Source organism: Cupriavidus sp. 2KB_3 (assembly GCF_052115685.1).
GTDB classification, from domain to species: Bacteria; Pseudomonadota; Gammaproteobacteria; order Burkholderiales; family Burkholderiaceae; genus Cupriavidus; species Cupriavidus campinensis.
The window spans coordinates 229,551-252,322 of the sequence record NZ_JBFRHD010000007.1 but is presented as its reverse complement, the minus strand read 5'-3'; the positions used below and the strand labels follow the sequence as shown (position 1 = coordinate 252,322).

Sequence of the window (22,772 nt, the reverse complement as noted above, 5' to 3'; positions counted from 1 at the left end):
CGACGGAGCGCCCCATGTCCCCCACTCCCATCCCCATCCCCTCCCCCACTCCCTACCGCGCCATCAACTTCGCCGAGAAGCTCGCCCTGTTCTCGGACCACTGGCAGCCGCGCGTGATTGCGGAGATGAATGACTACCAGTTCAAGATCGTCCGCATTGCGGGGGACTTCGTCTGGCACAGCCACGCCGAGACCGACGAGACCTTCATCGTGCTGGACGGCCACCTGCGCATTGACTTCCGCGACGGCCACGTGGACCTGCGCGCCGGCGAGATGTACGTCGTGCCGCGTGGCATCGAGCACAAGCCGTTTGCCGATGGCGAGGTGCGCATGCTGCTGATCGAGCCGCGCGGCGTGCGCAATACGGGCGAAGCCGTGGGCGAGCGCACTGCCCAAAACGACGTCTGGATCTGACCGAGGGATGCTGGCGTGATGTGGGCCCGATGTTGGCCCGGGGCCAACCGTTCCTCACCACGTGTTGGCCAGCACCCCCCTGTTTTCCGCGTGAAAGTGGCCCGGCCTGCCCGCCCGGGGCCGAAATGATGGTGGCATGTTCTCTGCGAAAAGGAAGGACGAGCGCGGCGCCGCGATGCTCGTTCTGAGTCCCCTTTCAGCCGGAGCGCAAGCTCCTTTGGAGAACCATCATGAAGATCCCGCCACCGTTGCGCCCTGCGGACGCCGCGCCCCTCTATCAGCCCCGCCCTCTCACGCCCCGCACGCCCCCCGCCGTGCTTTACCGCATGCGTGGCGGCATCCTGCTGCTCCGCGTGCTGGCGCTCTGCGCCCACACGGCGGTGTACGCGCAGCCTGCGTTGGCCCCGGCCACGGCCGTCACGCCCGAGCAGAAGTTCTCGCCCGGCTATCTCGAAGCGGTGTCCACCGGTTACGAGAACGGCCAGGCGCTGGGGGCCGTCGAAGGCATCGCCCCGGTGCGCGCACCCCGTGCCGAGCGCACCGACCCCGCACCCGCCGCGCCGGCCACGCCCTCCGCGCCAATGAGCCCGGGCGCCGTGCTGGCGCATCCGCCGGGCTCGCTGCGCCGTGTGACGGCCCATTAACCCGTGCGCGATGCCGGCCGAGCAGTCTTTACACGCGCCCGCGCAAGGCTTGCATGGGCGCCGCCCACATCAAATCCCGCCAGCCCAGCCCTGACAAGGCCCGGCCGGCGCGGTACGAATCTTGCCGCGCTTCTGGATTGCCAGTGATGGCACACCCGCAACTTCAGGAGATCAGCAATGGGCGACCACTACACCGAGCGTTATCGCCGGGGGCAGACCTGGCGGGCCGTTGAAAATGTCCGCGACGACGACGCTTACGATCCATGGAGCGACGATTCATGGAGCGACAACCGAGGGCTGCGTGCGCGCGACCAGGACTGGCAGCCCGAATCCGCCAGTAACGCCAGTAACGCCAGCAACGCCAGTAACGAATGGGACGAAGCCCGCCGCCGCCAGCGCCTGACCCCGGGACAAACCAGCGACGGCAGCCCGCCCCGCAGCGGCTATGCCGGCGCCTACCGCGACAGCGGCCAATGGCAGGGCAGCAACCTGCGCTACGGGCTCAACGGCGGCTATGCCAGCAGCGACTCACCCGAAGACGACGCCCGGCGCCGCGAACAGGCGTACCGCAGCCGCCGCCAGGCCAGCGAGTTTGGCGATTATGGGGACTTCGAGGACTACGGCGGCCCGCAGGGCTACCAGGGTTATCAAGGCTATCAGGGCTATCAAGAGGCACGCGGCTACGGCGGCGAGCGCGGATGGGAACAGGGTCAGGGTCAGGGTCAACGCCAGCAACAAGGTCATCAGGGCGAACGCGGCGAGCAGGGCTTTGGCAGCGCCGACCAGCAATGGCTGCGCCGCGCCCAGCAGCGCGAACCCTGGCAGGCCGGCGGGTCGGGCCATGACGCCTATTTCAACGACCTGCGCAGCGACACGCGCTACTGGACCGAACCGCGCGACGAGTGGGGGGAATCCCGCCCGTCCGGTGACTACGCCGGCCGCCAGCCGCCCGCCCAGTCATACGGGCGCAATTACCTTGGCACCAGCGGCTATGACGAGGAACTCGGCTACCGCTCGCCACGGCGCAGGGCAGACGAGGACGATGACCGCGATCAAGGCGAGGAGCACGGCGCGCTCTACAATCTCGGCCACCGGATCGGCGAGGCCGTCAGCAACTTCTTCGGCCACGATGACCATGACATCGACAAGCGCAACGTGCCGCGCGGCTACACCCGCACCGACGAGCGCATCCGCGACCAGATCTGCGAACGGCTGACCTTTACCAGCGGCGTGGATGTGGGCGAAGTCAGCGTCGACGTGGACAAGGGCAAGGTCACGCTATCCGGCACCGTCCACCAGCGGAGCCAGAAATATGCCATCGAGGACATCGCCGACAATACTTTCGGCGTTACCGAAGTCGAGAACAATATCCGCGTCGAGAAGCGCGAAGCGCGTGCCGGCGAAGGGACCAGCGCCGGCTCCAACGGCTGGTAATGCCATCGCCACCGGCCGGAGCCGCCGCCCATGGTGACGCACCCGGCCGACCAGCCCCCGCAGCAACGCCAACCCCAGCCCCGGTCCTACGCCGGCTGGCTGTGGCTGGCCGCGCTGCTGCTGGCGGGCGCGCTGGGCTGGCCCTACGTCAAACCCTATATAGATAGTGCGCTCTACGCGGTGCAGCTGGCGTCGATGCCGGCGCCCACCGCACTGGCGATGCCGGTGCAGGGGGTGGCCCAGCGCGGGCTGCGGGACACCTGGCACGGGGCACGCTCCGGCGGGCGCAAGCACGAAGGCATCGACATCTTTGCCGCGCGCGGCACCCCGGTGCTGGCCGCCACGGAGGGCGTCATCTCGCGCGTGGGCACCAACAGCCTGGGCGGGAAGGTGGTCTGGGTGCTCGGGCCGGGTCGCCAGATGCATTACTACGCCCATCTGGACGACTATGCCGATGTAAGCATCGGCAACCGGGTGGCGCCCGGCGCGGTGCTCGGCTACGTCGGCAATACCGGCAACGCGCGCGGTACGCCGCCGCACCTGCACTACGGCGTGTACACCGGGACCGGGGCGATCAACCCCTACCCCCTGCTGCGCGCGCCGACGTCCCCGTAATCTTCCTAGTTCAAGCCGCCAGCCGGAACACGCTGACGCTCTGCTCCATGCGCAGCGCCTGTTCCTGCAAGGCCTCGGCCGCTGCGGCGGCTTCCTCGACCAGCGCGGCGTTCTGCTGCGTGACCTGATCCATCTGCGTCACCGCCTGGTTCACCTGCGTGATGCCGCCGCTCTGCTCGTGGGAGGCGCGGCTGATCTCGTCCATCATCGTCGTCACGCGCTGCACGGCCGTGACGATGTTCTCCATGGTCGCGGCGGCCTCCCCGGCCAGCGCCGTGCCCGCCGTCACCCGGCTGGTCGACTGCGAGATCAGCGCGCGGATCTCCTTGGCCGAATGGCCGGCGCGCTGGGCCAGCGTGCGCACCTCGCTGGCCACCACCGCGAAGCCCCGGCCCAGTTCCCCCGCACGCGCCGCCTCGACAGCGGCGTTCAGCGCCAGGATATTGGTCTGGAAGGCGATGCTGTCGATCACGGCGATGATCTCGACAATCCGCTTCGAATCGGCCTCGATCTCGCCCATGGTCTCGCGCACGCGCGACACCGATTCTCCGCCCGCCACCGCAATCGCCGAGGCCTCCGCCGCCAGCGCGCTGGCCTCGTTGGCGTTGCCCGCGTTCTGCTGGACGATGGCGGTCAGCTCCTCCATGCTCGCGGCGGTCTGCTCCAGCGACGACGCCTGCTCCTCCGTGCGCTGGGACAAATCGGCATTGCCCTGCGCGATCTGCCCCGCCGCCACCAGCACGTTCTGCGCGCCGTCCTTGGTTTCGCCGATGATGCCGCGCCACGTTTCCACCATCGACATCAGGTGCCTTTTTACGTTGCTCAGCTCGTCCCGGCCGTGGGCGTCGATGCGCACGGTGAGATCGCCGGCGTTGATGCGCGCCACCAGCGTCGCCACGTCGTTCACGTCCCTGCGCATGCCCTGGCTGAAGCCGGCAAACAGGTAGAGCGCGCCGCCCACGGTGACCAGCGCGATGACGGCCAGCAGCACCAGCTGGCGCTGCTCGGCGGCCACGCGTTGGGCGAGCATCTCGCCCGTCAGCGCGGCGAACTCCTGATTGAGGGCCGACACCGCCTCGATCGCCGCCGTACCTTCGGAGAAATACGACTTGGCATCGATCGTGATGCCGCTGGAGCCCAGCATGCTCACCTTCAGCGTGCGATAGAAGTTGTCCATCGCGGCCAGCCTGGCGGTGGCGGCTTCCATGCGGGCCTTGAAGGCCGGCGCACCGTGCTCGGCACGGGCGATGTCGCGCCGCACGGCTTCCAGCCCGTCCTGGATCTGCTCGGCCAGCGCGGCAAGGTCGGCCTGCTGGGCCGCATCGGAATAGCCGCCCTGCGCGATGATGCCTGCGCCCCGGCCACGCGCCAGCGCGCTCAGCTCGGCCAGCTTCGGCATCGGGCCGACCATCAGGTTGATCAGGTAATAGGAGCCGGCGTCCGGGTCGAGCGCCAGCGAGGAGCGATCGGCCACATCGCCAATAAACAGCCGCGTCTGCTTGACCAGCGCGGTGTGGCGCTCGAACAGCGGCGCGGCGGGGGTTTCCAGCCCGAGCTTGCGGATCTGCGCCCAGGCTTCGTCGAGCCTGGCCGCGTCCGGCTTCACGTCGAACGCCGTCACGCTTGCCACCTCGGCGCGAAGTGCGCTGAGATGCCCATCGGCCTTGCCGTTGGCGGCGTCGAAGGTCGGCCGGAAGGTGGCATTGCCAAGCAGCAGCCCGTTGGCGGCGCCCCGGCGCACTTGCGTCTCGCGCATGAAGTCGAGCGCGCGGCCAACCAGCGTCAGGCCGCGCAATTCATCCTGCGTCGCACGGATCGACTGCACCGACTGGTTCAGCACGGCAACCAGCGCGCCGCAGAGCGGAATCAGGAACAGGATGGTCAGCAGCGCCAGCTTGCGCGTAATCGTGAGACGCGCCATCAGGTGCATTGCGGGGGTGAGGAAAGCGGCCACGGTGCTCCTTGTTATCGAGAACTGATTTCACGCTGTATCGGTCTCGATTCGAAGGAATAAAGCCACTTTCCCCGCTATTTTTCGCACTGCACAAACACGGTGCCGCCGCCGCACGCACACGGTGCGCGAAGCACGGCGGCGGGGCGAAAAATCAGGCCGTGGCGCCGCCGTCCAGCCCGATCACCTGACCCGTGATGTAGCGGCCCGCCGGCGAGGCGAGCAGCACGGCCAGGCCGGCTACGTCGCTGGCTTCGGCAATGCGCCGCATCGGGATGGCGCCGCTCAGGGCCTTCTCGCGTTCGGGGTCGCCCCACAGCGCGTCGCGCGAAAAATCGGTGCGCACCGGGCCCGGGTTGATGCTGTTCACGTTGATGTTGTGCGGCGCCAGCGTCAGCGCGAAGTTGCGCATCACGGCATCGATCGCGCCCTTGGAGACGCTGTACAGCGGCAGGAAGGCCGAGCCGCGGCGGCCGGCAATGCTCGACATGAAGACGATCGAGCCATCGCGGCGCTCGATCATCTGCGGCGCGAGTGCATTCACCAGCACAAAGTTGCCGCGCACGTTGCCGGCCATCACGTCATCGAACTCTTTCTCACCCTGCTCCAGCATCGGGCCGACCACGCCGCTGGCGGCGGCGTTGAGCAGGAGGGCATCCACGCGGCCGAAGGTGGCGAGCACCTTGTCGGCGAAGGCGCGCACGCTGACGAGGTCGGCGATATCGCAGGCGATGCCGGTGGCATCGATGCCTTCGGCCTTCAATGTGGCCGCCACGCGCTCGGACACCGCGCTATCGCGGCCCGAGACCACCACGCGGGCGCCTTGCTGGCCCAGCGCGCGGGCCATCTCCAGCCCCATGCCTTTGGTGGAACCGGTAATCACCGCGACGCGGCCGGACAGGTCGAACAGTTTGGACATAGCAGGAATCTCCTTGGATCGATGGGACGACATGACAACAACCATGCTGGCCTTTTTAAATGATGATCAGCATCTATTGAATAAAGTATGGACGTCATCTAAACTGCGGTCAAGGCAAGTTTCAGTCAGGTTTCCAGAGGGAGGCGTCAAATGGCGCGCGCATCACGAGCAGTGGCCAGCCAACACAAGGCGGCCATCGAAGCCGCATCGGCAAAGCTGATCCGCGAACGGGGGCCGCATGCAGTCAGTGTGGCAGAAATCATGGCAAATGCCGGGCTGACCCACGGTGGCTTCTACGGCCATTTCGCGTCGAAGGACGACCTCGTGGCGGTGGCCTGCCGGCGCGCCTTCGAGGAAGGCGACCAGCGCTGGGACCGGCGCATCGCTGGCGCCGGCGGCGACCACCAGGCCGCGCGGCGCGCGCTGGTAGCGGCCTATCTCACCCCCGCGCACCGCGACCACGCCGCCGAAGGCTGCGCTGCCTCCGCGCTGGCGGCCGATGTGGCGCGCGAAGACGCCGACAAACCCGTGCGCCCGGTGTACCGCGAAGGGCTCTCGGCGCTGATCGACAAATGGCTCTCGACCGCCCCGGCCGGCCTGCCCGAAGCCGAAGCCCGCCGGCAGGCGCTGGTGGAGGTGTCGGCCATGGCCGGCGCGCTGATGCTGGCCCGCGCCACGGCTGGCGACCCGCTCTCCGAGGCAATCCTCGATGCCACGCGTGCGTGGCTGCTGGGCGCGGACGCCGTCGAGTCTGCCCCCGAACCGTCCCCCGCCGGCTGAGGCGACGCGGACACCTTTTCTCCACACCCCACTCACAAAGCCCCCATGTTTGCGCAAGCCCTTTCCCGCCGGCTGGACCGGCGCGGCATCCACTACGCGTGGATCGTTGCCGCCATCACCTTCTGCGTGATGCTGACCACTTCCGCCGCGCTCGGCCTGCCCGGCGCGTTCCTGAAACCGTTGACGCAGGAGATGGGCTGGAACACCGATCAGATCTCATCGATCCTCGCCTTCCGCTTCGCGCTGTTTGGCCTGATGGCGCCGTTCTCGGCCATCCTGATGGAACGCTTCGGCGTAAGGAATGTGGTCTGTGCGGCGCTTGCGCTGATCGCGGGCGGCATGGCGCTGGCCACGGTGGCCACGGAGTTGTGGCAGTTGTTCGTCGCCTGGGGGCTGATGCTTGGCGTCGGCTCCGGCATGACCGCGCTGGTACTGGCCGCCGTGGTGGCCAATCGCTGGTTCACTGCGCGGCGCGGGCTGGTGGTGGGTATCCTCACGGCGAGTTCGGCCACCGGCCAGCTCGCCTTCCTGCCGGTTGCCGCATGGCTGATCGAGCACATGGGATGGCGCACGGCGGTGATACCGGTGCTGGTGGCCTGCGCCGCGCTGGCGCTGCTGGTCTTCGCGCTGATGCGCAACCGGCCCGGCGACGTTGGCCTGCCCGCGTTCGGCGAACTGCCCGGCACCGCGCCGGCGCCGTCCGGCCCGCCCGCACCGCTCACGCTGCGCGGCCCCTTCATCGTGCTGCGCGACGCCGCGCGCACGCAAACCTTCTGGCTGCTGGCCGGCACCTTCTTTATCTGCGGGCTGTCCACCAACGGCCTGATCCAGACCCACTTCATCGCCCTGTGCGCGGACTTCGGCATGTCGGCGGTGCCGGCCGCCTCCGCGCTGGCGATGATGGGCGCGTTCGACTTCGTCGGCACGATCCTGTCTGGCTGGCTTTCGGACCGGTACGACAGCCGCAAGCTGCTGTTCTGGTACTACGCGCTGCGCGGCCTCTCGCTGTTCTGGCTGCCGCATTCGGAATTCACGCTCTACGGCCTGTCCATCTTCGCGATGTTCTACGGCCTGGACTGGATTGCCACGGTGCCGCCGACGGTGAAGCTGGCCGCCACCACGTTTGGCCGCGAGCGCGCGGCGATGGTGTTCGGCTGGATCTTCGCCGCCCACCAGATCGGCGCGGCCACGGCGGCGTTCGGCGCGGGGCTCTCGCGCACGCTGCTGCTGACCTATTCGCCGGCGCTGTACGTGGCCGGCGCGGCCTGCCTGGTCGCCGCGCTGATGGCGCTGGCGGTGCGCCGCAAGGCGCCGGCCGCTACGCCGCCTCAGGCGGCAGCGCAGGCGTAACGCCAGACTCGCCAGGCTCGCCAGCCCCGGTAGGCGGCGCGACGGCCACAAAGGCCTCGATCAGCGCCGCCGCCGGGGCGCGCTTGAGCGCCGACTGGCGCACCAGCACGCCGATCTCGCGGAACAGCGGCGGGCCGGGCATCGGCACTTCCTCGATGTTCGGCGTCTGCCGCAACGGCACCAGATCGGCAGGGATGATCGCGCAGCCGAGCCCCTCGCCCACCATCTGCAGGATCACGGCCGGCTCGTCCAGCTCCATGCCTTCGCGCACCCACAGCCGGTGCCGCTTGAGGTAGCGGTCCACCAGTTGCCCGCCCGTGGAATGCCGGTTGTAGCGGATGAACGGCACGGTGGCGAGCAGCGTCTTCAGGTCCGCCGGGGCGCCCGCCGGCGCAATCGCCACAAAGCGTTCGTGCAGCAGCGGCACCCATTTCAGTTCGGGCGGAATGCCCAGCCGAGGCTTCACCAGCACGGCGATGTCCAGCTCGCGCGCGTCCACCTGGGTCAGCAACTGCGTGGACATGCCCGGCACGATGTTGACGTGGGTGTCCGGGTAGGCGATGCGGAAACGCTGCATGGCCTTGGGCAGCAGCGTCGACTGCACCGTGGAGACGGCGCCCAGATCAAGCGGCGCCGTGTCCGGCCGCGCCTGGGCGCTGCCCTTCATCGACTCATAGAGCGCCACGAAGCGCGTGGCGTCTGGCAGCAGCTGCCGCCCCTCCTCGCTCAGTGTGACGGACTTGCCCGAGCGGTCGAACAGCGCGTAGCCGAGATCCTCCTCCAGCCGGCGGATCTGCGTGCTCACCGCCGACTGCGTCAGGCCAAGCCGCGCCCCGGCGGCGGAAAAGGAAGCCGTCTCGGCGGCCATCAGGAAGGTGCGGAAGTAGCGGATCACGGGAGCAGGGGCAGAGGCGGGACGGGAGCAGATGCGCAAGCAGGGATATATCGAAATCTCTGATACTCAGACCAGAAATCATTCGTTTCATATTACGAGTTCTGCTGATTACAATCAACGACACGTCAAAACATCCCTGCCCACGAAAGGATTGCCATGAGCGCCATGCCCCTGTTCCACCTTGCCTTCCCGGTGCACGACCTTGCCGCTGCACGCCAGTTCTATGGCGACCTGCTGGGCTGCCCGGAAGGCCGCAGCTCCGACGCCTGGGTTGATTTCGACTTCTACGGCCATCAGGTGGTGGCGCATCTCTCGCCGGACGAATGCGGCCATCGCGCCACCAGCGCGGTGGATGGCGACGATGTGCCGGTGCGCCACTTCGGCGCCATCCTGCCGATGGACAAGTGGGAAGCGCTGGCCGACAAGCTGCGCGCCGCCAAGACCAAGTTCGTGATCGAGCCGCACGTGCGCTTCAAGGGCCAGGTGGGCGAGCAGGCCACCATGTTCTTCCTGGACCCGTCGGGCAACGCGCTGGAATTCAAGGCCTTCGGCGACCTGAGCCAGGTATTCGCCAAGTAATCCCCACCAAACCAAGATCCATAAGAGAAGAGCGAGACATGACCGAATTCGTTATCCAGCCGGCCCCGCAGGCCAGCGTAGCCGTGGCCGGCAGCCAGGCCCGCTTCCCGATCCGTCGCGTGTTCTGCGTCGGCCGCAACTACGCCGCGCACGCCCGCGAGATGGGCAAGGACCCGGACCGCGAGCCGCCGTTCTTCTTCACCAAGCCGGCGGATGCCGTGGTGCCGGCTGAAGGCACCGTGGCCTATCCGCCGCTGACCGAGAACCTGCACCATGAGATCGAACTCGTGGTGGCCATTGGCAAGGGCGGCGCCAACGTCACCCCTGCGCAGGCGCTGGATCTGGTGTGGGGCTATGCGGTCGGCGTCGACCTCACGCGCCGCGACCTGCAGGACGTGGCCAAGAAGATGAGCCGCCCGTGGGACTGGTCGAAGGCGTTCGACGCTTCTGGCCCCTGCGGCCCATTGCATCCGGTGTCCGCGGTGGGCCATCCGGCCAAGGGCGCGATCTGGCTCAAGGTCAACGGCGAGCCCCGCCAGCAGGGCGAACTCGACGAACTGATCTGGCCCGTGGCCGATGTGATCGCCTATATCTCGGAAAGCATGACGCTGGCCCCAGGTGACGTGATCTTCACCGGTACGCCCGCTGGCGTGGGTGCGCTGAACCCGGGCGACGTAGTCACCGGTGGCGTGGACGGCCTCGGCGAGATCGCTTTTACGGTCGGCAAGCGCTGATCCGAGGGCTCGCAAGGTCGCCAGACGGCGTCGATCCACACGGGGATCGATGCCGTTTTTCTTTATAAATCAGCGATGTACTAGGTAAACACGTGTGACGCTGCGGGAGCCCGGCCATTCCGCAATCGAAATTTCTTTAAAAAGTCCTTGCTTATCTATCTAGTAGTAGATAATATTCTGCTCATGGACGGCGCTGCACCACCCGGCAAACAGAAACCAGCCCCGCGATGCAGTTCAAGTCCACGCAGTACATGTTGTGAATGAGTACCGGACGACGGTCTTTTTTTTAGCCCCGCCCCTCTACCTACCAGTAGATAGCAAAGCAGAAAAGCCTGTCACAACGCAGCAAGACATCGGCCCCGCGATCCACCACCTAACGAGATCGCCCGGTCAACCAAAGACAAGGAGCACCACCATGAACGCCAAGACCATCCTCTCCGCCGCCGCCCTCGCCGCCGCTTTCGTGACTGGCGCCGCCCAGGCCGCCCCGGGCAACAGCACCGGCGAAGTCTACGGCTACAGCTATCGCGTCAACGACCAGCGCAGCCCCTTCACCGATGGCGCCCGTGCCGTGAACGAACCCCGCAGCCCGTTTGTCGACGGTGCCCGCGTGAATGACCAACGCAGCCCGTTCACCGACGGCGCCCGCGTCGGCAAGACCGACCCGTACACCGACGGTGCCCGCACCGTGGCCGGCCTGGACATCAAGGGCGTTTCGGCCAGCCCGGCCCGCACGGTGGATACCTTCACCGACGGCGCCCGTGCCGGCAAGTTCGACCCGTACACGGACGGCGCCCGCATCGTGGCCGGCCTGGACCGCACCGGTGTCTCGAGCGAGCCGTCGCGCACCATCGACGTGTACACCGACGGCGCGCTGGCCTGATCGCACGGTAGTGCAGCGCCGCGCGCCCGGTAACGATACCGGGCGCACGGCCTTCATCGAACAAGGAGTTTGATCATGAGTTTGCGTGACAGCGCCCTGATCCTGGGCGGATGGGTAGTGCTCTGCATTGCCAGCGGATCACTGCTTTCTGTCGTCGCGCAGTCGCTGTCGATCTGATCTGATCTGATCTGATCTGCAGCGGCATGAACCGGAGGGTCTCTCACAAAGAGACAGTCGCCATGAAAACGCAACCCGTACGCGAGCAATTGCTGGAACACGCGTCAGTGCTGATTCGGCGCCGGGGCTACAACGGTTTCAGCTACCGCGATCTGGCGGAGCTGGTTGGCGTCAAGACGTCGAGCATTCATTACTACTTTCCGTCGAAGGACGACCTGGTGCTGGAGGTGGTGCGCTTGTACCGCGAGAGCGCCACGGCACGGATCGGGGCCATCGACACCACATTGCCGCTGGCCGAGCAGGCCCGGCGCTATATCGAGCCGCTGCGTGGCGGCATGGGCAACGGGCAGGTCTGTCTGGTCGGCATGCTGTCCGCCGAGGTGATGATGCTGCCGCCGGCGATTGGCGCGCTGTTGCAGGATCACTTCCGCATGAACGAGGCGTGGATTGCCGAGTTGTTGCGCCGCGCCGAAGTCCAGCGCGGCCAGCCCTACCCGGTGCCGCCGCCGGCCTTCGCCAAGGTGCTGTATGGCGCGATCCAGAACGGGATGATCACGGCGCGCATGTCGGGGTCGAGCGACCGGCTGGATGCAGCGGCGGACATGCTGCTGGGCGCCGTGGCGGACCGGGTGCCGACCAAGGCTGAAGAGGCGGCGACGGTGTAACGTCCACCCTCCGGAATCAGGCGCGTGGCGCCCGTCGCTTTGCGGCGGGCGCCTTTGTCGTTTTGGCGGGGGCCTTCTTGGCCGGGGTCTTCTTGGCTGCGGCCTTCTTCGCCGCGCCCTGCCCCAGATCCAGTTCGATCCACGCCGGCGCGTGGTCGCTCGCCCGCTCCTCCCCCCGCACCCATTTGTCCACGCCCGCATCGACCAGGCGCGGCGCCAGTTCGGCATTCAGCAGCAGATGATCGATGCGCAGCCCCGAATTGGTCTGCCAGTGCTGGCGGAAGTAGTCCCAGAACGTGTAGATGCGCGCGTCCGGGTAGCGCGTGCGCAGCGCGTCGGTCCAACCCTGCGCCAGCAACCGGCGATAGCATTCCCGGCTCTCCGGTTGCAGCAGGGCGTCCTTGAGCCATGAACGCGGGTTGTAGATGTCCTCGTCGGTCGGCACCACGTTGAAGTCACCGGCCAGCACCACCGGGTGGCCGCTATCAACCAAACCCTGCACGTGACGGATCAGGCGCTCGAACCATGCCAGCTTGTAGTCGAACTTAGGCCCCGGCTGCGGGTTGCCGTTCGGCAGATAGAGGCAGGCCACCAGCACGCCGTTGACGGCGGCTTCGAGGTACCGGCTGTGCGTATCGGCGTCGTCGCCGGGCAGGCCACGGCGCGCCTCGATCGGGTCCGTGCCCTTGGCGAGGATGGCCACACCGTTCCACGACTTCTGCCCGTGCCAGATGGCGCCGTAGCCGGCGGCGCGGATCTCGTCGATCGGAAACGCCGCGTCGATGGTCTTGAGTTCCTGGAGGCAGGCCACGTCGGGCGCCTCGCGCGCCAGCCAGTCCAGCAGCGCCGGCAGGCGGGTGCGGATGCCATTGATATTGAAGGTGGCGATCTTGAAACTGGACATCGGCTCTTCCTGTGCGAGGCTGGCAACACCATCGGCAAGTTTCAGCAAGATTCGGCAAGTTTCGCTAGCGTCGCGTGCTTTCCTTTCATCCGGCTGTTCGAGGAGATCTGTGCTGCCGGCTACGAGGGTGGCTTGCCAGACGGATCCACGATGACGGAACCCGGCCCGTGGCCAACGCTGACGCGTGCGTATGCCTATGTGGTCAACCCTGGCAGCAACACTGTTTCCCAGGCCGGGTATCTTGCCCGGGATTGTAACAACTGCATACGGGGCCATGGCCCCCCGTGTTGCCGTGCACGCGCGTAGAGATTCTTTTGGCTTCCGAGGTTGGTCGACTGGCTCATGTTATCGGCCTCGACCCGACCGGGGGGCTTCGAGTTACTCAATAAAATCGAATTCCATGCCGTTAACGGGAAACGACTTGGTGTCACGTATTTTGTATTGCAGATTAAGAAACGCGTACCACATTAAAATGATCCGTGTCTTGACGGTTATACTGCAAGCCTCCGCAAGCACGCACGCATTCAAGACAGACGTGCGCAAATGCTCCGGCAGTTAATCTACGCGAGGAATCGTCCAGCCGCAATGAGAGTTTCGATGCGGACCGAACTCAAATGAGTTGAAGAATTTACTTAACGGAACAAGAAAATGACGTACGGTAGAAATCGGTTCTGGGTTGCAGCAAAAATAACGGTTGGCGGTTTCTTTATCGCCGCTGCCATTACTGCCTGTGGTGATGGCAGCAGTTCAAGCGTGCCTGACTCAAGCGTCCCTGACGCAAACATTCCTTCCAGTGGCACTACCACTTATCAGGTTGGCGGTACTGTTTCCGGCTTGGTCAGCGGCACCCAACTGCAATTGACCAATGGCCGAGACGCGCTAACTGTCACGGCCGAAGGAAGTTTTGCATTTCCTGCGAAGCTCGTGTCCGGCAGTGCCTACAGCGTGACTGTCGGGGCACAACCGATGGGACAGAACTGCACGGTGACCGGTGCTGCCGGCACCGTGTCGGCAGCCGATGTTGCGACAGTTAGCGTTGCATGCAAACGCATCGCTTATGCCTATGTGGTGAATCGAAACAGCAATGACGTTTCGCAGTATTCAATCGAAAATAATGGCTCCCTCGCGCCGATGGCTACGGCCAGCGTCGGCACGGGATTTTTCGGTTCGCAGGCAGTCCTGGTTGATCCGACGGGCAAGTATGCCTATATTGCGAACAGCCTCGACGATACCGTTTCGCAGTACACGATCGGAGCGGATGGTTCGCTCACGCCAATGGCCACAGCGTCTGTTGCTGCGGGGCTTTGGCCCGGGGCGGGGGCCGTGGATCCGACCGGCAAGTATGTCTATGTGGTGAATTCCAGCGGCAATGACGTTTCGCAGTACACGATCGGGGCGAATGGTTCCCTTACGCCGATGGCTATGTCGACTGTCGTTACGGGATCCTCTCCCTTTTCGATGACGATCGATCGGACGGGGAAGTATGCCTATGTGACGAACAACGGTGGCAGCAGTGTGTCGCAGTACACAATCGGAGCCGATGGTTCGCTCACGCCGATGGCTACACCGGTCGTCGCCACGGGCGCCAATCCAGAGTCAGTAATGGTAGATCCGACCGGCAAGTATGCCTATGTAGCGAACAACGGCAGCGCAAGCGTTTCGCAGTACACAATCGGAGCCGATGGCTCGCTCACGCCGATGGCTACACCCACCGTCGCTTCTGGATTCGGGCCGATTTCAGTGTTGATCGATCCGACCGGCAAGTATGTCTACGTGGCGAACAGCGGCGGTGACAATGTTTCCCAGTACACAATCGGGACGGACGGTTCGCTCACGGCAATGGCGACAGCGACCGTCGCATCCGGAACCGTGCCCATTTCGGTGTCGATCGATCCGACCGGCAAGTTCGTCTATGTGGTGAACAGCGGCGGCAACAGTGTTTCGCAGTACACGATCGGAGTGGATGGCTCGCTCGCTGCGATGGCTACAGGGACCGTCGCTGCCAACTTCGCGCCTTGGTCAATGGCGACAACTTATGCCGCCACGCACTGAATGTGTGCGCCATTGAAAATAGCCAGATATACCTGAAATACACCCCAAAGCTTCGACACCGATACAACCTTTGGGGTGCTTTCCCATGTGTCATGGCGGCGGCCAATGGGTATCTGCGGGTGCAACCCCGTCACATCCGAGCGCCCGCGCAGCCTTTGGGGGATGGCTCCGTTAGGCGTTGACAGCGTCGCGTGCTTTCCTTTCGCCGCAAAGACTGTATATTTATACAGTTATTTTGTCGCCCTCGCCTGCCGCGCCTTGTCCGCCACATCCATCCCGGAAATCCCCGAATCGCCTGCGCTACCGCGCTACACGGTTGCCGTGCGGGCGCTGTGCGAGTTCACGGCCAAGGCGGGCGATCTCGACCTGCGCTTCACGCCGTCGCCCACCGCACAGGAAGGCGTAGCGGGCCACGGCGTGGTCACGAGCCGGCGCGGGCCGGGCTATGAAGCGGAGGTATCCCTCTCCGGCATGTTCGAAGGACTGCACGTGCGGGGCCGCGCCGATGGCTACGACCCCGCCGCCAACCGCCTCGAGGAAATCAAGACGGTGCGCGGCGAAGGGGTAGAGGTGCCCGCCAACCACCGGGCACTGCACTGGGCGCAGGCCAAGGTCTACGGCTGGCTGCTGTGCCAGGCGCGCGGGCTGGCCGGGATCGACATCGCCGTGGTCTATTTCGACATCCTGAGCCAGCGCGAACGCGTGGAGCAGGAACGCCACGACGCCGCCGCGCTGCGCGCCTTCTTCGAAGCCAGTTGCCGGCGCTTCCTGCAATGGGCCGAGCGCGAGATCGCCCACCGTCAGGCGCGCGATGCCGGGCTGGTGGCGCTGACCTTCCCGCATGGCGATTTCCGGCCCGGCCAGCGCGTGCTGGCGGAGTCGGTCTACAAGGCCAATGTGGCGGCGCGCACGCTGCTGGCGCAGGCGCCCACGGGCATCGGCAAGTCGATCGGCACGGTGTTTCCGGCGTTGAAGTCGATGCCGGGGCAGCGCCTGGACAAGCTGTTCTTCCTCTCCGCACGCACCACAGGCCGCGCGGTGGCCTTGCAGGCCGCGGCACAGCTTCGGGGGGAAGGCGACCGGGGTTGCGACCCATTGCCCCTGCGCGTGCTGGAGCTGACCGCCCGCGACAAGGCGTGCGAACACCCCGAACTGGCCTGCCACGGCGAATCCTGCCCGCTTGCGCAAGGCTTCTACGACCGCTTGCCCGCCGCCCGGGAAGCCGCCGCCGCCGTGCCGCTGCTCGACCGGGACGCCATGCGCGGAATCGCCCGCCAGCACAACGTCTGCCCCTACTATCTTGCGCAGGAGATGATCCGCTGGAGCGATCTGGTAGTGGCCGACTACAACTACTACTTCGACCGCAGTGCCATGCTGTACGCGCTGACCGTGCTGAACGGCTGGCGCGCCAGCGTGCTGGTGGACGAGGCCCACAATCTGGTGGAGCGCGGCCGCGCCATGTACACGGCCACGCTGGACCCCGTGGCCTTCCGGGGCGTGCGGCTGACCGCGCCCAAGGTACTCTCGCGGCCGGTGAACCGCCTCCACCGGGCATGGCAGGCGCTGGCGCGGGGGGAGTCGTCAAGCCGTGCGCCCTTCGAAACCCACGCGACCGCGCCCGCCGCGCTGGTGGAGGCGCTGACCCAGCTCTGCGGCGCGATCCTCGAACACCTGAGCGCCCATCCCCGCCAGCAAGACGCCACGCTGGAGCGTTTCTACTTCGACGCCCTGCACTTCCTGCGCCTGGCCGAACAGTTGCCCGACCATGGCGGTCAGCACTCCCTGTTCGAGGTCACGCGCACGCCCGGCCCGCGCGGCGGCGTGCAGGCCCAGCTTTGCGTGCGCAACCTGCTGCCGGCGCCGTTCCTGCGCCCGCGCTTTGCCGGTGCGCACGCCACCACGCTGTTCTCGGCCACGCTCCAGCCGGCGGACTACTACACCGACATGCTCGGCCTGCCCGCCAGCGCGGTCTGGGTGGAGGTGCCCTCGCCGTTCCACGCGGACCAGCTCGACGTGCACATCGCCCGCCATATCTCCACGCGCTACACCCAGCGCCGGCGCTCGCTACCGGCCATCGTCCAGTTGATGGCCGACCAGTACGCGCAGCGGCCCGGCAACTACCTCGCCTTCTTCAGCAGCCACGACTACCTGCGCCAGGCCGCCGATCTGCTGGCCGCGCAGCATCCGGACCTCCCCACCTGGGCCCAGGCGCGCGGCATGGACGAGGCGGGGCAGGCCGCGTTCCTCGGCCAGTTCGCGCCGGGCGGGCGCGGTATCGGCTTCGCGGTGCTGGGCGGGGTGTTCTCGGAAGGCGTAGACCTGCCCGGCGACCGCCTGATCGGCGCCTTCGTGGCCACGCTGGGGCTGCCGCAGGTGAATGATGTGAACGAGCAGTTGCGCGAGCGCATGGCAGCCGCGTTTGGGGACGGCTACGCCTATGCCTACCTGTATCCGGGGCTGCGCAAGGTGGTGCAGGCGGCGGGGCGGGTCATCCGCACGCGCGAAGACCGGGGCGTGGTGTGGCTGATCGATGACCGCTTCGGGCGGCCCGAGGTGCAGGCGCTGCTGCCCGCGTGGTGGGAAATCGATACCCCGGCACGTAAATCTGTCGCGCCGATGGCAAAAACCGGTATCGGCACGCCGCACGCGCCGGCGCTCCCGCTGGCAGAATGACGGCAGCGCTTCTGGCGCGGTTCTCGCTTGCCCTTACTTGCCCCGAAGGGGGTAAGCCACGACGGAGATCCAAGAATGAGCATGACCAAGGCCTTTGCCGCCACCGAGCCCACCCGCGCGGAGATCGACGCGCTGCAGGGCGCCACGCTGCTGGAGTTCGGGGCACCGTGGTGCGGCTTCTGCATGCGCGCCCAGCCGCTGATCGAGACCGCGTTCGGCAAGCATCCGGCCATCCGGCATATCAAGGTGGAGGACGGCAGCGGCCGGCCACTTGGCCGCTCGTTCCGCGTGAAGCTGTGGCCGACGCTGGTGTTCCTGCGCGATGGCCAGGAAGTGGCCCGGCTGGTGCGCCCCGACGACGCGCAGGCGATTGCCGAGGCGATGGCGCAAATCGACGGCGCGTCAGTGACGCACTAATCACACGAATCAAGCCTCCAGCGGCATCGCGCTGGTGCACTTGATCTCGTCCAGGCAGACGCTGGACTTGACCCCGCTCACGCCGGGAATGCGCATCAGCGTGTCCAGCAGGAAGTCCGACAGCGACTTCAGATCCTTGGCCACCACCTTCAGCACGTAGTCGATATCGCCGGTGACGGAGAAGCACTCCTGGATCTGGGCGAGTTCCGCCACCAGCCCCTTGAACTTGGACAGGTCGCGGATATGGCCGCGCTCCATCGTCACATGGATAAAGGCGGTGACGCCGAAGCCCAGCGCGGTGCTGTCCAGCCGCGCCTCGTAGCGCTTGATGATGCCGTTCTCCTCCAGGCGGCGGTGACGCCGCAGCGTCTGCGCCGGAGACAGGCTGATGGCCTCCGCCAGCTCCAGATTGCTGGCCCGTCCGTTCTCCTGCAGCACCCCCAGCAAGCGGCGATCCGTGCGGTCTAGCTCGGTATTCTGCATTTCCGTTTCCTCAAAGCGCTATTTCGCGAAAGCTTATCTCATATTTCAGGGTTTCCCTGCGTCCCGAACGAAATCCTATTTACTGGCGCGGGTTATACACTCGATTCCAGTTCGGACGGCTTTGAAAGCCGCTGAAATACGATTTCCAGCCCCTCGCTGGACTCCCTTGCCCCCACTTCCTTGTAGAGCACACCATGGCCGATCTCTTTGAAAACCCGATGCAGCTGATGGGCTTCGAGTTCGTCGAATTCGCCTCGCCGACGCCGAACGTTCTGGAACCCCTGTTCGAAAAGATGGGCTTCTCGCTGGTGGCCCGCCACCGCTCCAAGGATGTGCTGCTGTATCGCCAGGGCGACATCAATTTCATCATCAACAACGAGCCGCACAGCGAGGCCGCCTATTTCGCCGCCGAGCACGGCCCGAGCGCCTGCGGCATGGCCTTCCGCGTGAAGGACTCGCACAAGGCGTACAACCGCGCGCTGATGCTGGGCGCCCAGCCGATCGAGATCGCCACGGGCCCGATGGAGCTGCGCCTGCCGGCCATCAAGGGCATCGGTGGCGCGCCGCTGTACCTGATCGATCGCTTCGAGGACGGCAAGTCGATCTATGACATCGACTTCGAATTCCTGGAAGGCGTGGACCGCCGCCCGGTGGGCCACGGCCTGCGCCTGATCGATCACCTGACGCACAACGTCTACCGTGGCCGCATGGCCTACTGGGCGAACTTCTACGAACGCCTGTTCAACTTCCGCGAAATCCGCTACTTCGACATCCAGGGCGAGTACACCGGCCTGACCTCGAAGGCGATGACGGCGCCGGACGGCAAGATCCGCATCCCGCTGAACGAGGAGTCGTCCAAGGGCAGCGGCCAGATCGAGGAATTCCTGATGGCGTTCAATGGCGAGGGCATCCAGCACATCGCCTTCCTGACGGACAACCTGATCGAGGTCATCGACAACCTGCAACTGGCCGGCGTGGAGCTGATGACGGCGCCGAACGACTATTACTACGACGCGCTGGCCAAGCGCCTGCCGGGCCACGGCCAGCCGGTGGACCAGCTCAAGGCGCGCGGCATCCTGCTGGACGGCACCACCGAGGGCGGCAAGCCCCGCCTGCTGCTCCAGATCTTCTCGAAGGCCGCGCTGGGCCCGGTGTTCTTCGAATACATCCAGCGTTCCGGCGACGAAGGCTTCGGCGAAGGCAACTTCAAGGCGCTGTTCGAATCGCTCGAACGCGACCAGATCGAGCGCGGCACGCTCAAGGTCTGACCCTCCCCCCGCTGTTTTCCCGTTTCCCAGTTTTCCCGATTCACCGGGTCCGGCGTCCTCCCGGGACGCCGGACCCTCCCCGCCGCCGGAGCTACCCGCGCCGGCGGCATTTTCATAGCGTCCGCTCACAAGAGACGTGATCGCCATTCCACGAGGATGGCCAGATAGGTAGAGGACACAAACTCCATGCACGCCCCCCAACAGGACGGCACGCTACAGCGTGGCCTGAAGAATCGTCACATCCAGCTGATTGCGCTTGGCGGCGCCATCGGCACCGGGCTGTTCCTGGGCATCGCCCAGACCATCAAGATGGCCGGCCCCTCCGTACTGCTCGGCTACGCGCTGGCCGGCATCGTCGCGTTTTTCATCATGCGCCAGCTAGGCGAGATGGTGGTGGACGAGCCCGTCGCCGGCTCCTTCAGCTACTTCGCCAATAAATACTGCGGGCACTTTGCCGGGTTCATGTCAGGCTGGAACTACTGGGTGCTCTACATCCTGGTGAGCATGGCCGAGCTGTCGGCCGTGGGCATCTACGTGCAGTACTGGTGGCCGGAGCTGCCCACGTGGATCTCCGCGCTGGCGTTCTTCGTGCTGATCAACGTGATCAACCTGTCCAGCGTGAAGTCGTTCGGCGAGATGGAGTTCTGGTTCTCCATCATCAAGGTGGCGGCCATCGTCGGCATGATTGGCTTTGGCGGCTACCTGCTGATGTCCGGCGGCGCGGGCCCGGAGGCCTCCGTGGCCAACCTGTGGCAGCACGGCGGTTTCTTCCCGAACGGTCTGGGCGGCCTGGTGATGGCGATGGCCGTGATCATGTTCTCGTTCGGCGGCCTGGAGCTGGTGGGCATTACCGCCGCCGAGGCGGACAACCCCGAGAAGAGCATTCCCAAGGCCACCAACCAGGTGATCTACCGCATCCTGATCTTCTACGTCGGCGCGCTGGCGGTGCTGCTGTCGCTGTATCCGTGGGAGAAGGTGGTCACCGGCGGCAGCCCGTTCGTGCTGATCTTCCACGCGCTGGATAGCGCGGCGGTGGCCCATGTGCTGAACCTGGTGGTGCTGACAGCGGCGCTGTCCGTCTACAACAGCGGCGTCTACTGCAACAGCCGCATGCTGCTGGGGCTGGCGCAGCAGGGCAACGCGCCCAAGGCGCTGATGAAGGTGAACCGCCGTGGCATTCCGCTGGCCGCGCTGGGCGTGTCCGCGCTGGCCACCGGCGCCTGCGTGCTGATCAACTACTTCATGCCGGGCGAAGCCTTCGAGCTGCTGATGGGCCTGGTGGTGTCGGCCCTGATCATCAACTGGGCCATGATCAGCCTGATTCACCTGAAGTTCCGCCGCGACAAGCGCCTGGCCGGCCAGACCACGCGCTTCCAGAGCCTGGGCTATCCGCTGACCAACTACCTGACCCTCGCGTTCCTGGCAGGCATCCTCTATGTGATGTATCTGACACCCGGCCTGCGGATCTCCGTGTACCTGATTCCCGTATGGCTTGGCGTACTTGGCGTAAGCTATCGCCTCCGGCAAAAGAACGCCGCCGCCGCGCTGCGCGCCCCGAGCGTGCAGGCGCAATGAGTCACCGCCTCCTGAAACACAGCCAGAGCCTTCCCATGTTCGAACATATCGAAGCCTTTCCGGGCGACCCGATCCTCTCGCTCAACGAGGACTTCCAGCAGGACCCGCGTACCAACAAGGTCAACCTGAGCATCGGCATCTATTTCGACGGCGAAGGCCGCCTGCCGGTGATGCAGGCCGTGGCCGAAGCCGAAGCCGCGCTGCTCGCGGACATGGGCCCGCGCCCCTACCTGCCGATGGCTGGCATTCCCGGCTACCGCCAGGCCGTGCAGGCGTTGGTGTTTGGCGAAGACTGCGCCGCCCGCGCCGAAGGCCGCATCGCCACGCTGCAGACGCTGGGCGGCTCCGGCGCGCTGCGCGTGGGTGCCGACTTCCTGAAGCGCTACTTCCCCACCGCGCAGATGTGGATCAGCGACCCGAGCTGGGAGAACCACCGCGTGGTCTTCGAGCGCGCCGGCTTCCAGGTGAATTCGTACCCGTACTACGACCCCGCCACGGGCGGCCTGCAGTTCGACGCCATGCTGGCGGCCATCGAAGCCATTCCGCAAGGTGGCATCGTGCTGCTGCACGCCTGCTGCCACAACCCGACCGGTGTGGACCTGAACCAGGACCAATGGCGCCAGGTCATCGCGGTGCTCAAGGCGCGCAAGCTGCTGCCGTTCGTCGATATGGCCTACCAGGGCTTTGGCGCCGGGCTCGACGACGACGCCTTCGCCGTGCGCGAACTGGCCCGCCAGAACGTGCCGGCGCTGGTGGCCAACTCGTTCTCGAAGAACTTCTCGCTGTACGGCGAGCGCTGCGGCGGCCTGAGCGTGATCTGCCAGAGCGCCGACGAAGCCAGCCGCGTGCTGGGCCAGCTGACCGGCGCCGTGCGCGCCAACTACAGCAACCCGCCCACCCACGGCGCCCGCGTGGTGGCCCGCGTGCTGACCACGCCCGCCCTGCGCGCCAGCTGGGAGCAGGAACTGGCGGCCATGTGCAAGCGCATCGCCCACATGCGCCAGGCCATCCACGACAAACTGCGCGACCACGTCAGCGGCGAGGCGCTCTCGCGCTACATCACCCAGCGCGGCATGTTCACGTACACCGGGCTGTCAGCCGATCAGGTCGAACGCCTGAAGGCCGAGCACGGCGTGTACATCCTCCGCTCGGGCCGCATGTGCGTGGCCGGGCTGAACGAACGCAACGTGGGCGTGGTGGCAAGTGCGATCGGGGAAGTGTTGAAGGGGTGAAGCCTTCTCGCTTGTGATGTATGCGTAACAGAACGGGCCGCTTTTGCGGCCTGTTTTGTTTTCTGGGCGCGGGCGGCAGTCGCCCCGGCAGCATTCCGCCATCCGGTTTACCATCGCGGATCATTCCAG

The 22,772-nt window shown here is 66.1% G+C and carries 21 protein-coding genes; 16 read left to right on the top strand and 5 right to left on the bottom strand.

Annotated features, from left to right (window positions below):
• The first annotated feature begins 14 nt into the window (after positions 1 to 14).
• From AB4120_RS09885 to AB4120_RS09870, 4 genes are all read left to right on the top strand, one after another.
• Positions 15 to 413, top strand: a complete 399-nt coding sequence (locus AB4120_RS09885; protein WP_441642189.1) for a cupin domain-containing protein — start codon at positions 15 to 17, stop codon at positions 411 to 413.
• A gap of 230 nt (positions 414 to 643) precedes the next feature.
• Positions 644 to 1,057 carry a hypothetical protein gene (locus tag AB4120_RS09880; protein WP_149138061.1) on the top strand — a complete coding sequence of 138 codons (414 nt, stop codon included), beginning with the start codon at positions 644 to 646 and terminating at the stop codon, positions 1,055 to 1,057.
• Positions 1,058 to 1,234: 177 nt separating this feature from the next.
• The gene (locus tag AB4120_RS09875) at positions 1,235 to 2,491 is read left to right on the top strand and encodes a BON domain-containing protein (RefSeq protein ID WP_149138062.1); all 1,257 of its coding nucleotides are present in this window, start codon (positions 1,235 to 1,237) and stop codon (positions 2,489 to 2,491) included.
• A 30-nt stretch (positions 2,492 to 2,521) separates the two neighbouring features.
• Positions 2,522 to 3,106 (top strand): M23 family metallopeptidase, encoded by a 585-nt coding sequence (locus AB4120_RS09870; RefSeq protein WP_149138063.1) that lies wholly within the window; start codon positions 2,522 to 2,524, stop codon positions 3,104 to 3,106.
• 10 nt (positions 3,107 to 3,116) lie between these two features.
• Here AB4120_RS09870 and AB4120_RS09865 read toward each other — a convergent pair whose 3' ends face one another.
• Positions 3,117 to 5,027 carry a methyl-accepting chemotaxis protein gene (locus tag AB4120_RS09865; RefSeq protein WP_149139288.1) on the bottom strand — a complete coding sequence of 637 codons (1,911 nt, stop codon included), beginning with the start codon at positions 5,025 to 5,027 and terminating at the stop codon, positions 3,117 to 3,119.
• Positions 5,028 to 5,211: 184 nt separating this feature from the next.
• Positions 5,212 to 5,976, bottom strand: a complete 765-nt coding sequence (locus tag AB4120_RS09860) for an SDR family NAD(P)-dependent oxidoreductase (protein ID WP_144196509.1) — start codon at positions 5,974 to 5,976, stop codon at positions 5,212 to 5,214.
• 150 nt (positions 5,977 to 6,126) lie between these two features.
• Between AB4120_RS09860 and AB4120_RS09855 the strand changes: the two genes are divergently transcribed.
• Both AB4120_RS09855 and AB4120_RS09850 read left to right on the top strand, forming a co-directional pair.
• Positions 6,127 to 6,756 carry a TetR/AcrR family transcriptional regulator gene (locus tag AB4120_RS09855; RefSeq protein WP_441642188.1) on the top strand — a complete coding sequence of 210 codons (630 nt, stop codon included), beginning with the start codon at positions 6,127 to 6,129 and terminating at the stop codon, positions 6,754 to 6,756.
• Between the two features lie 45 nt (positions 6,757 to 6,801).
• Positions 6,802 to 8,106, top strand: a complete 1,305-nt coding sequence (locus tag AB4120_RS09850) for an MFS transporter (protein ID WP_149138064.1) — start codon at positions 6,802 to 6,804, stop codon at positions 8,104 to 8,106.
• Here AB4120_RS09850 and AB4120_RS09845 read toward each other — a convergent pair.
• On the bottom strand, positions 8,075 to 9,001 hold the full coding sequence (locus AB4120_RS09845) for a LysR family transcriptional regulator (RefSeq protein WP_149138065.1): 927 nt from the start codon (positions 8,999 to 9,001) through the stop codon (positions 8,075 to 8,077). The genes AB4120_RS09850 and AB4120_RS09845 overlap by 32 nt on opposite strands.
• A 156-nt stretch (positions 9,002 to 9,157) precedes the next feature.
• Here AB4120_RS09845 and AB4120_RS09840 point away from each other — a divergent pair, with 156 nt between their 5' ends.
• From AB4120_RS09840 to AB4120_RS09825, 4 genes are all read left to right on the top strand, one after another.
• Positions 9,158 to 9,580 carry a VOC family protein gene (locus AB4120_RS09840; RefSeq protein WP_144196505.1) on the top strand — a complete coding sequence of 141 codons (423 nt, stop codon included), beginning with the start codon at positions 9,158 to 9,160 and terminating at the stop codon, positions 9,578 to 9,580.
• Between the two features lie 38 nt (positions 9,581 to 9,618).
• Entirely contained in the window at positions 9,619 to 10,314 is a 696-nt protein-coding gene (locus tag AB4120_RS09835) for a fumarylacetoacetate hydrolase family protein (protein WP_441642187.1), read from the top strand.
• A 415-nt stretch (positions 10,315 to 10,729) separates the two neighbouring features.
• Complete coding sequence (locus AB4120_RS09830) at positions 10,730 to 11,197, top strand: copper resistance protein CopQ (RefSeq protein WP_149138067.1); 468 nt, start codon at positions 10,730 to 10,732, stop codon at positions 11,195 to 11,197.
• A gap of 239 nt (positions 11,198 to 11,436) precedes the next feature.
• Complete coding sequence (locus tag AB4120_RS09825) at positions 11,437 to 12,039, top strand: TetR/AcrR family transcriptional regulator (RefSeq protein WP_149138068.1); 603 nt, start codon at positions 11,437 to 11,439, stop codon at positions 12,037 to 12,039.
• Between the two features lie 16 nt (positions 12,040 to 12,055).
• Here the strand turns inward: AB4120_RS09825 and xth are convergent, their stop codons facing one another.
• Positions 12,056 to 12,943, bottom strand: coding sequence for an exodeoxyribonuclease III (gene xth / locus AB4120_RS09820; RefSeq protein WP_149138069.1), 888 nt, complete (start codon positions 12,941 to 12,943; stop codon positions 12,056 to 12,058).
• A 648-nt stretch (positions 12,944 to 13,591) separates the two neighbouring features.
• Here xth and AB4120_RS09815 point away from each other — a divergent pair.
• The 3 genes from AB4120_RS09815 (at position 13,592) to AB4120_RS09805 (ending at position 18,085) form a co-directional block, all read left to right on the top strand.
• Entirely contained in the window at positions 13,592 to 14,995 is a 1,404-nt protein-coding gene (locus AB4120_RS09815; protein WP_149138070.1) for a lactonase family protein, read from the top strand.
• A 258-nt stretch (positions 14,996 to 15,253) separates the two neighbouring features.
• Positions 15,254 to 17,668, top strand: a complete 2,415-nt coding sequence (locus AB4120_RS09810) for an ATP-dependent DNA helicase (protein WP_441642186.1) — start codon at positions 15,254 to 15,256, stop codon at positions 17,666 to 17,668.
• A 75-nt stretch (positions 17,669 to 17,743) separates the two neighbouring features.
• Positions 17,744 to 18,085, top strand: a complete 342-nt coding sequence (locus tag AB4120_RS09805; RefSeq protein WP_144196498.1) for a thioredoxin family protein — start codon at positions 17,744 to 17,746, stop codon at positions 18,083 to 18,085.
• A 9-nt stretch (positions 18,086 to 18,094) separates the two neighbouring features.
• Here the strand turns inward: AB4120_RS09805 and AB4120_RS09800 are convergent, their stop codons facing one another.
• Positions 18,095 to 18,568 carry an Lrp/AsnC family transcriptional regulator gene (locus AB4120_RS09800; protein ID WP_092294753.1) on the bottom strand — a complete coding sequence of 158 codons (474 nt, stop codon included), beginning with the start codon at positions 18,566 to 18,568 and terminating at the stop codon, positions 18,095 to 18,097.
• Between the two features lie 194 nt (positions 18,569 to 18,762).
• Here AB4120_RS09800 and hppD point away from each other — a divergent pair, with 194 nt between their 5' ends.
• The 3 genes from hppD (at position 18,763) to AB4120_RS09785 (ending at position 22,643) form a co-directional block, all read left to right on the top strand.
• A complete protein-coding gene (gene hppD / locus AB4120_RS09795; RefSeq protein ID WP_149138071.1) occupies positions 18,763 to 19,836 on the top strand; it encodes a 4-hydroxyphenylpyruvate dioxygenase in 1,074 nt (357 codons plus the stop codon).
• A 186-nt stretch (positions 19,837 to 20,022) separates the two neighbouring features.
• Entirely contained in the window at positions 20,023 to 21,411 is a 1,389-nt protein-coding gene (locus tag AB4120_RS09790) for an amino acid permease (RefSeq protein ID WP_149138072.1), read from the top strand.
• Positions 21,412 to 21,446: 35 nt separating this feature from the next.
• Positions 21,447 to 22,643, top strand: coding sequence for an amino acid aminotransferase (locus AB4120_RS09785; protein WP_149138073.1), 1,197 nt, complete (start codon positions 21,447 to 21,449; stop codon positions 22,641 to 22,643).
• The last annotated feature ends 129 nt before the right edge of the window (positions 22,644 to 22,772 follow it).

Coding starts and splice junctions, on each gene's coding strand:
- AB4120_RS09885 (WP_441642189.1), top strand. CDS start 15: ATGTCCCCCACTCCCATCCCCATCCCCTCCCCCACTCCCTACCGCGCC.
- AB4120_RS09880 (WP_149138061.1), top strand. CDS start 644: ATGAAGATCCCGCCACCGTTGCGCCCTGCGGACGCCGCGCCCCTCTAT.
- AB4120_RS09875 (WP_149138062.1), top strand. CDS start 1,235: ATGGGCGACCACTACACCGAGCGTTATCGCCGGGGGCAGACCTGGCGG.
- AB4120_RS09870 (WP_149138063.1), top strand. CDS start 2,522: ATGGTGACGCACCCGGCCGACCAGCCCCCGCAGCAACGCCAACCCCAG.
- AB4120_RS09865 (WP_149139288.1), bottom strand. CDS start 5,027: ATGGCGCGTCTCACGATTACGCGCAAGCTGGCGCTGCTGACCATCCTG.
- AB4120_RS09860 (WP_144196509.1), bottom strand. CDS start 5,976: ATGTCCAAACTGTTCGACCTGTCCGGCCGCGTCGCGGTGATTACCGGT.
- AB4120_RS09855 (WP_441642188.1), top strand. CDS start 6,127: ATGGCGCGCGCATCACGAGCAGTGGCCAGCCAACACAAGGCGGCCATC.
- AB4120_RS09850 (WP_149138064.1), top strand. CDS start 6,802: ATGTTTGCGCAAGCCCTTTCCCGCCGGCTGGACCGGCGCGGCATCCAC.
- AB4120_RS09840 (WP_144196505.1), top strand. CDS start 9,158: ATGAGCGCCATGCCCCTGTTCCACCTTGCCTTCCCGGTGCACGACCTT.
- AB4120_RS09835 (WP_441642187.1), top strand. CDS start 9,619: ATGACCGAATTCGTTATCCAGCCGGCCCCGCAGGCCAGCGTAGCCGTG.
- AB4120_RS09830 (WP_149138067.1), top strand. CDS start 10,730: ATGAACGCCAAGACCATCCTCTCCGCCGCCGCCCTCGCCGCCGCTTTC.
- AB4120_RS09825 (WP_149138068.1), top strand. CDS start 11,437: ATGAAAACGCAACCCGTACGCGAGCAATTGCTGGAACACGCGTCAGTG.
- xth (WP_149138069.1), bottom strand. CDS start 12,943: ATGTCCAGTTTCAAGATCGCCACCTTCAATATCAATGGCATCCGCACC.
- AB4120_RS09815 (WP_149138070.1), top strand. CDS start 13,592: ATGACGTACGGTAGAAATCGGTTCTGGGTTGCAGCAAAAATAACGGTT.
- AB4120_RS09805 (WP_144196498.1), top strand. CDS start 17,744: ATGAGCATGACCAAGGCCTTTGCCGCCACCGAGCCCACCCGCGCGGAG.
- AB4120_RS09800 (WP_092294753.1), bottom strand. CDS start 18,568: ATGCAGAATACCGAGCTAGACCGCACGGATCGCCGCTTGCTGGGGGTG.
- hppD (WP_149138071.1), top strand. CDS start 18,763: ATGGCCGATCTCTTTGAAAACCCGATGCAGCTGATGGGCTTCGAGTTC.
- AB4120_RS09790 (WP_149138072.1), top strand. CDS start 20,023: ATGCACGCCCCCCAACAGGACGGCACGCTACAGCGTGGCCTGAAGAAT.
- AB4120_RS09785 (WP_149138073.1), top strand. CDS start 21,447: ATGTTCGAACATATCGAAGCCTTTCCGGGCGACCCGATCCTCTCGCTC.